Source organism: Candidatus Hydrogenedentota bacterium (genome assembly GCA_013359265.1).
GTDB lineage: Bacteria > Hydrogenedentota > Hydrogenedentia > Hydrogenedentales > SLHB01 > JABWCD01.
The window spans coordinates 228,308-241,325 of record JABWCD010000005.1; the positions used below are offsets into that span (position 1 = coordinate 228,308).

11 protein-coding genes are annotated in these 13,018 nt (G+C 61.6%); 9 read left to right on the plus strand and 2 right to left on the minus strand.

The features are described from left to right. Positions 1-24: 24 nt before the first annotated feature. Positions 25-1,527, plus strand: coding sequence for a sulfatase (locus HUU46_06295; GenBank protein ID NUM53234.1), 1,503 nt, complete (start codon positions 25-27; stop codon positions 1,525-1,527). A gap of 3 nt (positions 1,528-1,530) precedes the next feature. Here the strand turns inward: HUU46_06295 and HUU46_06300 are convergent, their stop codons facing one another. Then, positions 1,531-1,989: a hypothetical protein gene (locus tag HUU46_06300; protein NUM53235.1), complete on the minus strand. Its 459-nt coding sequence runs from the start codon at positions 1,987-1,989 to the stop codon at positions 1,531-1,533. 75 nt (positions 1,990-2,064) lie between these two features. On the opposite strand from HUU46_06300, the gene HUU46_06305 reads away from it, so the two are divergent. After that, a complete protein-coding gene (locus HUU46_06305) occupies positions 2,065-3,456 on the plus strand; it encodes a mandelate racemase/muconate lactonizing enzyme family protein (protein ID NUM53236.1) in 1,392 nt (463 codons plus the stop codon). An 87-nt stretch (positions 3,457-3,543) separates the two neighbouring features. On the opposite strand, the gene HUU46_06310 is transcribed toward HUU46_06305, so the two are convergent. Continuing rightward, entirely contained in the window at positions 3,544-4,521 is a 978-nt protein-coding gene (locus HUU46_06310; protein ID NUM53237.1) for a DUF1559 domain-containing protein, read from the minus strand. Between the two features lie 596 nt (positions 4,522-5,117). On the opposite strand from HUU46_06310, the gene HUU46_06315 reads away from it, so the two are divergent. From HUU46_06315 to HUU46_06345, 7 genes are read left to right on the plus strand one after another with little or no spacing between them, the layout of a single operon-like run. Beyond that, a complete protein-coding gene (locus HUU46_06315) occupies positions 5,118-6,401 on the plus strand; it encodes a Gfo/Idh/MocA family oxidoreductase (protein ID NUM53238.1) in 1,284 nt (427 codons plus the stop codon). A 9-nt stretch (positions 6,402-6,410) separates the two neighbouring features. Further along, positions 6,411-6,593 carry a hypothetical protein gene (locus HUU46_06320; GenBank protein ID NUM53239.1) on the plus strand — a complete coding sequence of 61 codons (183 nt, stop codon included), beginning with the start codon at positions 6,411-6,413 and terminating at the stop codon, positions 6,591-6,593. Then, the gene (locus HUU46_06325) at positions 6,593-9,763 is read left to right on the plus strand and encodes a ThuA domain-containing protein (protein ID NUM53240.1); all 3,171 of its coding nucleotides are present in this window, start codon (positions 6,593-6,595) and stop codon (positions 9,761-9,763) included. Before HUU46_06320 ends, HUU46_06325 begins: the two co-directional genes overlap by 1 nt. A gap of 44 nt (positions 9,764-9,807) precedes the next feature. Further along, the gene (locus HUU46_06330) at positions 9,808-10,638 is read left to right on the plus strand and encodes an SDR family oxidoreductase (GenBank protein NUM53241.1); all 831 of its coding nucleotides are present in this window, start codon (positions 9,808-9,810) and stop codon (positions 10,636-10,638) included. A gap of 59 nt (positions 10,639-10,697) precedes the next feature. Next, positions 10,698-11,135, plus strand: a complete 438-nt coding sequence (locus HUU46_06335; protein NUM53242.1) for a hypothetical protein — start codon at positions 10,698-10,700, stop codon at positions 11,133-11,135. 26 nt (positions 11,136-11,161) lie between these two features. Beyond that, positions 11,162-11,599, plus strand: a complete 438-nt coding sequence (locus HUU46_06340; GenBank protein ID NUM53243.1) for a cyclic nucleotide-binding domain-containing protein — start codon at positions 11,162-11,164, stop codon at positions 11,597-11,599. Positions 11,600-11,637: 38 nt separating this feature from the next. Further along, entirely contained in the window at positions 11,638-12,972 is a 1,335-nt protein-coding gene (locus HUU46_06345; GenBank protein NUM53244.1) for a DegT/DnrJ/EryC1/StrS family aminotransferase, read from the plus strand. Positions 12,973-13,018: the final 46 nt, after the last annotated feature.

The following is a 13,018-nucleotide window of genomic DNA, read 5'->3' on the forward strand; positions in this document are numbered from 1 at the left end:
TCCCGGCGGCGAGGTAATTGATCGTTGAACCGAGTATTGACTTTCTGTTGCGTTACGCTGGCGCTGGGTGTCGGCGCGTGTTCAAAGCCGGCCGAGCCGGCCCCAACGGCGCAGGAGCCGCTCGCGAGGCAAATCGAAACACCGGCGCCTCCGGAAACGCCCGCGAAACCGGCCGAGCCGATCGTGAAGAAAGACCTGGACTACACGAACCTGCTCATTATCACGGTCGATACGCTTCGGGCCGATCACCTTAGTTGTTACGGAAACCCGAACCCAACAACACCGAATATCGATGCGGTCGCGAAAGAGGGGACGCTGTTCGAGTACACGTTTGCGCCGAAGGGGTCCACATGGCCCTCGCTGGCGACAATTCAGACCGGGCTGTATCCCGTCACGCACGGTGTGCGGTACAACGGGATGACGTTGGACTCGAAGCACGAGACGTTGGCAGAGACGCTGGCGCCGAAGGGCTATACCAGCGCGGTCTTCATCGCGAACGGCGGGCAGCAAAAGTGGGAAGGGTTCGAGATGCGCGTCATCCTGAAGGATGAGCCGCGCGACAAGGGTGTTTCCGACGCGGCCGTCGACTGGCTCGACAAGAACGGCGACAAGAAGTTTTATCTGTGGCTGCATTACATGGCGCCGCACGGCCCGTACGAACCGCTTAAAGAGTTCAACAGGTTCACGGATACGAACTATAAAGGCGACCTTGACGGAAGCTATGAGAGGCTGACGCGCGCATTTGTCCGCCGAGAGAAATTGTCGGACGCGGACATTGCGTACGTGAAAGGGTTATACGACGGCGAGGTCGCGTTCAACGATTTCCAGATCGGGCGCGTGCTGGACAAGGTCGCGTCGCTTGGAATTCTCGACGATACGCTGGTGGTGATCAGCGCGGACCACGGCGAGGAACTGGGCGATCATCACGGATATTGGCACCACCAGGCGTCGCTGTACGATGGCACACTGCACGTGCCGCTGATTTTCCAACTGCCGGGTAAAGTGCCGGCGGGCGTGCGCGAAACGACCCCGGTATCCCTGGCGGACATCGCGCCGACGGTGCTCGAGCTGCTGGGCGTCGAGCGTCCGCAAGCGTACGAGGGCGTGAGCCTTGCTGCGGCGTTTAACGAACAGCCGATCGAACGCGGGGCGGTGTTCGGCGAGTGGGGCGACAAAATGCTCTTCGTACGCACCAAGGAACACAAGTACATCTACAATCCGAGCGGGTTCGAGCCGCCGGTGAAGCGCGAACGCAATCAGGCCGGAGGCGAAGCGCAGCGCAAGAAGGGCGACCACACGCTGCCGATCAAGAAGTTCGAGCTATACGACATCGCGAAGGACCCTCGCGAACTTTCCGACATCGGCGCACAATCGGCGGACGTGATAGGGAAGCTGGACGCCGAACTCAAGGCCGGTTACATCGACAAGTACGGGTGGAAGCTGGAGAACAAGGCGGAAGAGCTGCTCCAACAGCAGCTTGATCCCGAGATGCGAAAGGAACTGGAAAACCTGGGTTACGTGCAGTAGCCGCTACAGTTCGACCTCGCCCGGGACAGGTTCGATTCGCGACACGGAAATCGGAGCGCCGCCGCTTCCCCCGACGTAGTAAGCGATGACGCGGTCGCCGCGCCGGAACCGTTGCCACGTCAGTTCGTCGCAGGAAACCGCGAACGATTTGGTCTCGCCGGTGTGCAGGGGGATGGATACCCGCAACACGAGCCCGTTGGCGCCGCCCTCACGCCCGACACTTTCCTTGGCCACAATGCTTCCGACCGCGGTGAAGTCCGTTGGTGTGGGGTTTGGTCTTCGGACATATGCGATCGTGATACCCACGACCGCGATCGCCAACACGACTCCGATTGCGGATGACTTGCGTACGCGGGGTTCCGGGGCCTGGATGGGCTCGATACCTTCGTCTGGCGGTTCGTGATCGCGGAACCGTCGAATCGCCGGACTGGTGAATCCCTTTGGGCCGAACTTCACGGGCATGTCTGCTGCTCCACATGCAATTTGCGTTGTCCATCTTTATTCTACCCCAAGCCCGGCGACTGCAGAGGAACAGACGTGACACCGAAACCGACGGATATCCGCGTTATAGGCGCGGAATTGTATTTTCTTCCCATCCAGACGCGCGTGCCGCTGAAGTTCGGCAACGAGACGTTGACGCACGTGACGTGTGCGCGGGTGCGCGTGCTCGTGGAAACGAGAAACGGCACGAGAGCGGAGGGTTGGGGTGAGACGCCACTGAGCGTGCAATGGGTGTGGCCGAGCGCGATTGCGTACGAGGAACGTCACGACGCGTTGATGCGGATGTGCGGTTCGATTGCGAAGGCGTGGGCCGCGTACGAGGAGTACGGTCACCCGATGACGATCGGGGTTGCGTTTCAGGAGGGGCCGCTCCGCGAACTCGTGCGCGAATACAACGCAACACACGCGCACGCCATGCCGTGGCTGGCCGCGCTGGTGTGTTGTTCCGCCTTCGATATCGCTGTTCACGACGCGTACGGCAACGCACTGAACCTGCCTGTATACGCGACGTACAACGCGGATTTCATGAATCGCAGTCTGGGCGCGTTTCTGGAAGGCGACGGGCCGGTGTCGTTTACGGGCCGGTATCCGCAGGACTACTTCGCGGATGTCGACGCGCCCTGTCTGCCAGCGTGGCACCTGGTCGGGGGAAAGGACCCGATCGATGCGACTGAGTTGGACGGGTCGGAGCCAAACGACGGGTATCCGGTATTGTTGCAGGACTGGATTCTGCGCGACGGGCTAACGTGTTTGAAAGTGAAATTGCGCGGCAATGACGCCGCGTGGGACTACGCGCGCCTGACCGGCGTCGGGAAGATCGCGGGCGAGTGCGGCGCGCAATGGTTGTCCGCGGACTTCAATTGCACGGTGACCGATGTGTCGTATGTGAACGAGATTCTCGATCGGTTGAAATCGGATGCGCCGCGCGTTTTCGACATGCTGCTGTATGTCGAGCAACCGTTTCCGTATGAAATCGAAGAGCACCGCATCGACGTGCACAGTGTGTCCCTGCGGAAGCCGCTGTTCATGGACGAATCGGCGCACGATTGGCGGCTGGTGCGGTTGGGGCGCGAATTGGGTTGGACGGGCGTTGCGTTGAAGACATGCAAGACGCAGACGGGCGCGCTGCTCAGTTTGTGCTGGGCAAAAGCGCACGGCATGGCGCTGATGGTGCAGGACCTGACGAACCCCATGCTTGCGCAGATACCCCACGTGCTGCTCGCCGCGCATGCCGGAACAATCATGGGCGTCGAGACCAACGCGATGCAGTTTTATCCCGACGCTTCGGCAGCGGAAGCGAAGGTGCATCCGGGCCTCTACGTGCGGCGTGACGGGCGTGTCGATTTTTCCACCGTGAGCGGCCCAGGTTTCGGATACCGACTTGACCGTATCGAACGGGAGTTGCCTGCGCCGGCGGTTGCGGTATAAACGAAGCGGGGGGCGGACTCGCGTCCACCCCCCGCGCGTTCCATATTCGATGCGCGCCGGTTGCGCGATCGAACTGTCCGATTGGGTCTAGCCCTGGAACCAGTACACGGCGTTTGCCCAGAATTCGTTAATCGGCCCTTGGCCGTTTCTCTCATACTTCGCGAACGCGACGTGGCCATCCATGAAGAGGACGTTCGAACCGCCCGGGACGTGGTTGAATTCTCCGCCGCCCGTCGGATTCAAATTGATGTGGTCCCACATGATCGCCACTTCGCTCTGTGCCTGGGCCGAGCCGCCGGGGTTGTTGATGTCGGTGATCAGGAAGCGCTCGACACCTTCGCGAAGCCGGAAGATGGTGCTGCCATAGGCATTGCCGTCGGGTGCGCCAACGTTCGCGTCGTTATCTAGCGTCTGCACGATTGACGCGGCAACCGCCGGGGTGACGGCGGCCTGGGTCGTGAGCCCCGCGGCAAGCGCGATGATGATCTCGGAAATCTGCCTGCTGATGGTCGGAGTTCCGTTGCCCAAATCGATTGGCGCCGTAATGACCGGATCGTCGCCATCCCACAGATCGAGAATGAAACCGGTGTACACGTAGCTTTCCTGGTGGTCGGACGCCAAGCCCGTGTATTGTCCGCAAATGACGCCGGGGTCGGGCGAAATATCGTCGTCGAAGTCACCAACGATACCCATGGTGTTATCCGGGTCGGACGGACAGATCATGACCTTCCAGTCGGTGAGGTATTCCGGATAGACAGCGCGAACGTCCGGCGCGACTTCCGGAATGTCGTTCTCGTCGCACGAGCCGTCCGATGCGCCCGGGAAATTGAGGCCATCGAGGAACCAGGGCTGTGGTCCCTGGATGCGCGGGAACTTCTGGCCCGCGCTCTCGTTCGAGTACATCTTGAAGATGATACCCATCTGCTTGAGGTTGTTTTGGCAACTCGCGCGGCGCGCCGCTTCGCGCGCACGGGCGAGCGCAGGCAACAGGATTGCCGCGAGGATCGCGATGATGGCGATAACCACCAACAACTCGATCAATGTGAAACCACGTTTCCGCATGATGCACTCCTTCAATTCATTCGCGGTGTGAAACCATTCGCAGGCGATCGGATCGCCCGCTCCCCTCTCACACCTCAACTTCGGTAGCGTTACTACCAAACTTGTCACCTATACGAAACACCGGTCTGACGAACTGCGCCAGACGGATACATCAAAAGAACTAAGTGGCCACCGCCCCCCTTTCTGCGTTCTTAAACGGTCGAATCCCCCGTCCAAGATGATGCTACACACCGAGACACCGACGGATCAGGCATGCAACGACGCCCAACCGGCGTTTTACGCAACGAGGGTGAGGATGGCACCGAGACTGCCATTTTCCCGAAATGGCAAACCCCTCACTCCGGCGTTAGTCTAAACGAGCGAATCCCAATTGTCTAGTGCCCTTGTGCGTGGTATGAGGCGACATTGGGGCCGGCAGCGGATTCGCAACGGAGCCGACTGAGCCGGTACGTTTGCTCCAGAATCCGGAAATGATTAGTCTCAGCCAGCCGCATTAGCGAGGCGGACCATCAACCGTGCGGGGAAGCACTATGCCAGCGAGACTTACTAAAGCCGGGATTTCGCCCGGGAGCACCGAGTGTCCGCTGACTGGCGCCCGGATGGGCCGCAGGCGGTTTCTCCGGGCGGCCGCCGCGTCGTTCGTCCTGCCCAATATCATTACAGGCCGGGCGCTGGGAGCTGATGCGACGACCCCCGCGAGCGAGCGCCTGACCATCGGGTTCATTGGCATGGGCAAACAGATGGGCGGGCACATAGGCACCTTTCTGGGCCGCGATCAGTGCCAGGTGGTGGCGGTCTGCGACGTGGAATCACTCCGGCTCGAGAAGTCGAAGGCGCGCGTCGAGGAACATTACGGCAAGAAGTCCGGTGAGGCCTACTCGGGTTGTGCGGCGTACGGCGACTACCGGGAACTGCTGGCGCGGAATGACATCGACGCGGTCGTTATTGCGACGCCGGAGCATTGGCATGCGCTCAATGTGATTGACGCGGCGAACGCGGGCAAGGACATCTATTGCGAGAAGCCGCTATCGCACACGATTCACGAGGCGCGCGCGATGGCGAACGCGGTGCGGCGGAATGGCGTTGTTTTTCAGACGGGGAGCCAGCAGCGCTCCGAGCGCGTGTTTCGCGTCGCGTGCGAGTTGGTGCGCAACGGCCGAATCGGAAAACTGAACACAGTCCACGTAAACGTCGGCGGCCCGCCTGTGGACTGCTATCTGCCCGCGCAGGCGGCGCCGGAGACGCTGAACTGGGACATGTGGCTGGGGCCCGCGCCGTACCGGCCATACAACGAGGACATCGCGCCGCCGATGGAGTATGAGGGTTGGCCAAATTGGCGATCGTATCGCGATTACGCGGGCGGGATGATGACGGACTGGGGCGCGCACCATTTCGATATCGCGCAGTGGGGCCTCGGCATGGACGAATCGGGACCGGTTGAGGTCTATCCACCAGACGACACGCACGAACGGTTAACGTACGTGTACGCCAACGGCGTTATCGTGCAACACGGGGGAGGCAGCGGTGGAAAGGCCGGTGTCGAATTCATCGGCGATGCGGGGCGCGTGATGGTCAACCGCGGGTACCTTGAAACGGACCCGGCGCACCTGATCAATGAACTGGCGGGGCCGAACGAGATTCGGTTGTATGAGAGCAACAGCCACGCGGACAACTGGCTGGAGTGCATTCGCACGCGCCGCAAGCCCATCTGCGACGTGGAGGTCGGCGCACGGACGATTACGGTCTGCCATCTCGGTAATATTGCGTATCACCTCGAGCGGCCGCTGAAGTGGGACCCTGTAGTGGAACGGTTCGTGGGGGATGAGGAGGCAAACCGCAATCTCGCGAAGGCCATGCGGAGTCCCTGGACACTGCACGCATAGGGGGACCACATGGGTAAGAAGATTGGTGGGGGCATCCTGATCGTATGGGGCCTCTTCATTGTATTTCGTTGGTTGTTTACCGGCATGCCATTGCCGACCGAAGGCGGTTATCAAGCGGGCAGCTTCTTCGCCTTCCTGGTCGGATGCGTGTTTCTTGCGGGCGGGTGGAGCCTGCTGACAAGGGGCGATTGATGACCGGCAACAGTACCTATTGGCGCGTTGCGCACTTGCGGCGGTACGCGTCGTTTCTCTTGGTTTGGTTTTTTTTGGCAATAGCGCTGCAATCGGCCAATGGACAACCGCCCGAAGAAGTGGCGAGAGTGGAAGCGGCGTTACCCGCGCTCGCGCGCGTTGCGCCGGCAGCGCCGCGGAAGCTGCTCGTGTTCACATTGTGCAAGGGGTTTGTCCATAGCTCGATTCCGCTGGGAGCGAAGGCGGTCGAGTCCATGGGCGCAAAGACGGGCGCGTACGCAGCGACGATATCCGACGATCCGAGTGTGTTTACGCCGGAGAGCCTCGCACAGTTCGATGCCGTGTGCATGCTGAACACGACGGGCGAGTTGTTCGACGACGACGCGCTGAAGAAGTCGTTCGCGGACTTTGTGAGGGGTGGCAAGGGTCTTGTCGGCATTCACGCCGCGACGGACTGCTTCTACAAATGGTCCGAGTACGGCGAGATGATGGGCGGTTACTTCGACGGGCACCCGTGGGGGGCCGGGGATACCGTCACATGCGCGTTGGACGATCCCGCGCATGGGTTGAACGCGGCGTTCAAGGGCCGCGGTTTCGACATCACCGACGAGATTTACCAGTTCCAGTCGAAACCGTATTCGCGCGAAAAACTGCGCGTGCTGGTTTCGCTCGATATCGCCAAGACGAACATGAACAAGGACGGGCTAAAGCGCGCGGACAACGACTATGCGATTTCGTGGGCGCGCGCGTACGGGCAGGGGCGCGTTTTCTATTGTTCGCTCGGGCACAACGAGAGTACGTACTGGAACCCGGCGGTACTGCAGCATTATCTCGACGGGATTCAGTTTGCGTTGGGCGATCTCGCCGTGGACGTGACACCGAGCGCGGCGCTCACGCCGGAGCAGGTGGAGCAGTCCAAGTCGGCGGGCGCACAGATTATGTTGGACGAGGGATTCAAGGACCTGGCGCGGTACGAGCTGGGACGGGATGCGGCACTACCGAAGCAATTCTCCGAACTCATCATCGCGGGCCTGGGCGACGAACCGAAGCGCGCGGATTTTGAGAAGCGATTGACCGGGCTGCTGGAAAGTAACCCGACAAACGATGGACGCCAGTTCGCGGTGAAGCATCTACGGCTTGTCGCGGGCGAGGCGTCGATCCCGGTATTGGCGACAATGTTGCGTCAGGCGGAGACCGCGAATGACGCGCGATACGCTTTGGAGGCCATGCCCGCGGCCGGTGCGAGCGCCGCGCTACGAGAGGCGCTGCGCGCCGATGGAGTGGTCGACGCGATTGGACTCATCAACTCGCTGGGCGAACGCCGCGACCTTGAATGCGTCACGCTGGTCGCGCCATACCTGAAGTCGGTGGACGCATCCGAGACGGCGGCGGCCGCAGTTGCATTGGGAAAGATTGGCGGCGAGGACGCGGAAAAGGCGTTGTTTACATCGCTGCTGACCGCGAGACCGGAGCGAGCGGGGCCTTATCTCGACGCATTGTTGACTGCGGCCGACATGCGTATGGCAAAGGGCGAACCTGAGCGGGCCGCGGAAATCTACGAGAAACTTGCCGCACCGGACCATTCGGTCCGCGCCCGCGTTGCCGGTGTGCAAGGACTCGCGCGGACCCATTCGCCCAAGACGGTCTCGGCAATCCTGCGCACGTTGACGGAATCGGACGAAGCGTTGCAACGCGGCGCCGCGCTGGCCGCGCGTTACGTCGCCGGACCGGATGCGACGCGCGAGTTTGCGACGCAACTCGACAAACTCCCCGTGAGCGCGCAGGCCCTGCTCATCGAAGCGTTGGCGGACCGTGGCGACGCGGTCGCGCTGGGCGCGGTGACAAACGCGATCTCCAGTTCCGATGCCGGCGTATCGCTTGCGGCAGTGTCCGCATTGGCGGCGTTGGGTAACGCGGCCAGTGTTGTTCAACTCGCCGAACTGGCGGGCAAGACGGAAGGCTGTACGCAGACCGCTGCGCGCGCGAGTCTTGTGCGGCTTCGCGGCCCGGATGTCAATAACGCGATAGTCGCGGCGGTCGAGAAGGCCGAGCCCGCAGTGCGGCGCGAGTTGTTGCGCGCATTGGGCGATCGCGGCGCAAAGGAGAGCGTGCCCGCGCTGCTGCTGGCTGCGAAGGATTCCGATGAAACCGTGCGCGCGCAGGCGTACGCGGCGCTGGGCCAACTCGCGCCCGCGGACCAGCTAAAGGCGGTGGTCGAGTTGCTTGCGGTCGAACAAAGCGAAACCGCGCGCGCGGAAAGCGAGAAGGCGGCGCTCGCGGTGCTCGCGCGCAACAGCGATCCGGCTGCGTCGGCCGCTACGGTTCTATCCGCCTTGCCGGACGTGAAGCAGGGCATTCCGGCGTACTGCTCGATTCTTCGCGTGCTGGGAAAGATAAACGATCCGACCGCTATGGAAGCGCTGCTCTCCGCGACGGAACTGAAGAACGCCGACGTGCGGATGACGGCAGTCCGCGCATTGGCGGAATGGCCAACCGCCGGGCCGAAGGAAAACCTGTTGGCGTTGGCCCAGTCGGCGGAAGAGGCCCCGCTGCGCGACGCCTCGCTGCGCGGGTATCTGCGCATGGTGGAATTGCCGGATAACGTAGAGGAGTTGTCGCCTCAGTATGACGCGGCGTTCAAGGCGTCGCGCTCGGCGGAGGACCGCAAACTCGTGCTGGCGAGCATAGGAAGACAACACGATCCGAAATTGATGGAACTCGTCGCGCCCCTGCAAGAAGACGCGGAGGTAAAGCAGGAAGCGGCGCTGGCGCTGGAGCAATTGAAGAAGGTTTCGTACGCGTTGAATGCATCACGCGGCAACGGGGATTTGTACAAGGCGATTGACGGGGACCCGGCGACACGGTGGTCTACCGGCGAACCTCAACAGCCGGGACAGTGGTTTCAGATCGATATGGGGTATATCGCCAATGTGCGCAAGGTGGCGTTGGATACGACGGGGTCGGCGGGCGATTATCCGCGGGAGTATTCGGTGTTCGTTTCAAACGACGGGAAGTCTTGGGGAGATGCTGTTTTGAAAGGTACGGGAAATGGGCCCGTGACGGAGATTCCGCTTCCGCATCAACGGGCCCGGTTCGTGAAGATCGAGCAAACGGGCAAAGCGGACGGCATGTTTTGGTCGATTCATGAGCTGAAGGTAGAGGTCGAGTAGGGAAGATTGGGAGCAATTGCAGGGAGGACAACGTGGGAGCGGCAATGAACCGGTTGCTGGAAGGGCAGGTCGCGATCGTTACGGGCGCGGGACGCGGCATTGGCGCGGCTACGGCGAAGTTGTTCGCCGCTCATGGCGCGCACCTTGTCGTGTCGGACTTAGACCAGGGGCCTTCGGAGAATACCGCGGCGGAAATCCGGCGCGATGGCGGCGACGCGATTTCGGTGCACGGCGATGTCACCGATCCGGCGTTTCCCGGCGCAATCATGAAGGCGGCGATCGAGAAGTATGAAAAGCTGCATATTCTCGTGAACAACGCGGGCTACACATGGGATGGCGTGATCCAGAAGACCAGCGACGAGCAGTGGAACGCGATCGTCGATGTTCATCTCGGCGCCCCGTTTCGGATGATTCGCGCGGCAGTGCCGTACATGCGCGAAGCGGCGAAGGCGGAAATGGCCGCGGGTGCGGCGCCGGAGCCGCGATGCATTATCAATGTGTCGTCAACCTCGGGACTGCACGGAAACGCGGGCCAGATCAATTACGCTTCCGCGAAGATGGGCGTCGTGGGCATGACCAAGACGGTGGCGAAGGAGTGGGGACAGTTCAACATCCGGTGCAATGCGGTCGCGTTCGGGACCATCGAGACGCGCCTCATCAAGGCGAAGGAGGAGGCTGAACAGATCAACGTGAAGGGGCAGGTGATCCAACTGGGGATACCGCAGCACATGCGCGACATGATGACCATGATGATCCCCTTGGGGCGCACGGGCACGCCGGAGGAGGCGGCTGGCGGCATCTTGCTGCTGGCGTCGCCGTTCGCATCCTACATCACGGGCCATGTGCTCGAAGTGACGGGGGGATTCGGCATTTAGCGAAAGTGCGTGGTACCATACATGGGGCGGATCTCTAACCAAGAGAGGATGTGGCGGCCATGGATATGGACGAGGTACGCACCAAGATCAAGGGGCTGCGCATTATGCACGGCCTGGACGACGCCCTTCAGGAAAAGCTCACCGACCTGCTTCAATCGATCAGTGCGCCGCGCGTGGTGCCCGCGGGCGGAGTGTTCATCCACGAACACGAGCACGTCGACAACAAGGGATATATCTTGCTCGAAGGCCGGGTACTGGTGCGCAAGGAAGGGTTTCCGGACGTCGTCTGCAAGGCGCCGGAACTCATCGGGGAGATCATGCAGTTCAATCCCGCGGGTGTGCGGACGGCTACGTGCGCGGGGGCGGTCGAGAGCATCGTATTGCGGTTTATGTGGGACGAGTTCTGGACCCGCGCAGAGAAGATTCTCTCCGAGGAGGAGTTGAAGCAGGTCAAAGAGACACTCGAAACGCAGGCATGGGAACACTTCCTGCGCTAGGCGGCGGCCGCGGAGAGGGGACCACGATGGGCCCGCAAGAAATTCACAATACGATTGTGCAGGTGCCGATCCTCGAGGAATTTGCGCCGGCGGAGCGCGAGACGTTGTCGGCCTTGTTGCAGGAGGTATCGGAGGTGCGGCGCCTGCGCAAGGGGCACCGCATGACGCGGGAAGGCAGCCGCGGGCGCAACCGCGGATTCATACTGCTTTCCGGTTCGGTGCGCGTTCAGAAGTCGGACATGCCGGATACGAAAGTGACCGCGCCGGAACTGCTCGGCGAAGTAATGCAGTTCAATCCGAAAAGGATGCGCGTTGCGACGGTCTTGGCGCATGAGGACTGTCTCGTGTTGCGGTTTATGTGGGACGACTTTTGGGACGCGGTCACGCGCTACTTCGAGCCTGACGAACAAAAGAAGGTGCGCGAGGTGCTCGAGCGGCGCGCGTGGGAACATTTCACGGCGTAGCTGGCGGAATGCCCGCGCGCGGTGCAGAGGGGGAAGTCATGGAACGACGTCAATTCTTGAAAACCGCCGCGGCTGGGGCCGTGGCTGCGCAGGCCACGGTGTTCAACGTGTCCGCGGCGGAGGCATCGAAGCCAGCATTGCTGGGCGGAACACCCGTACGCGCCGAACCGTTCCCGTCGTGGCCGGTACATGACCCGGCAGAGGAAGAGCGGTGGTTGGACGTAGCGCGCAAGAAAGGGTGGTACCGGTTCGCGGGGCAGACGACATACGTCGCCGAGTTCGAGAAGATGTTCGCCGAGATGATGGGCGCGCCATATTGCCTCGCCGTGAACAGCGGCACGAGTTCGCTCATTGCGTCCATGAACATGCTCGACGTCGGGCCGGGCGACGAGGTGATCGTGCCGCCGTACACGTTCAGCGCGACGATTAACGTCGTGCTGCTGCAACATGCACTGCCGGTGTTTGTCGACACGGACATCGACACCTTCCAGATCGACGCGACGAAGATCGAGGCGGCGATCACGGAGAACACGCGCTGCATCTTGCCGGTGCATTTGGGCGGCGCGGCGTATGACGTGGATGCGGTTACGAAGATTGCGGACGCGAAAGCGATTGCCGTCGTGGAGGATGCTTGCCAGTCGCATCTTGCGGAGTGGCGCGGGAAGAAAGTCGGCACTCTGGGCAAGACGGGCTGTTTCAGTTTTCAGGTGACGAAGAACATCAGTGCGGGCGATGGCGGCGCGATGTTGACGAACGACGAGGAACTGTACCATCAGGCGTACGCGTTCCACTCGAACGGCCGCGCCTTTCCGGGCAAGCCGTCGCCGGGCGTATATTTCCGCAACGGCGCGAACCTGCGTATGACGGAATTCCAGGGCGCGATTCTGTTGGGGCAACTGGAGCGCGTCGAGGCGCAGAGTAAGGTACGTGAGACGAACGCGCAACGCCTTACCGCGCGGCTGGAAAGAGTGCCCGGGCTGGCGCCCGCGAAGATGTACGGGGGATGCACGAGGAACGCTTACCACCTGTACATGTTCCGCTACGATGGCGAAAAGTTCGGCGGACTTTCCCGGGAAGGATTCATCAAGGCGCTTCGCGCGGAAGGGATTCCCTGTTCGGGCGGATATTCAAAGCTGAACAAGGAACAGTATATCCGCGACCGCGTCACGTCGCGCACGTACATCAAGACTTACGGCCAGCAGCGCATCGACGATTACCTCGCGCGCATCGAGTGTCCGCAAAATGACAAGCTGACGGAACAGGCGGTGTGGTTCACGCAGAACATGCTGCTCGGGCCGGAATCGGACATGGACCAAATCGCCGACGCGATCGAGAAAATTCACGCGAATGCGAAGGAATTGGCGAGCGCGTAGGGACACATTCATGCTCACGGTGCTGTCGCTGCTGTTGCTATCCGCG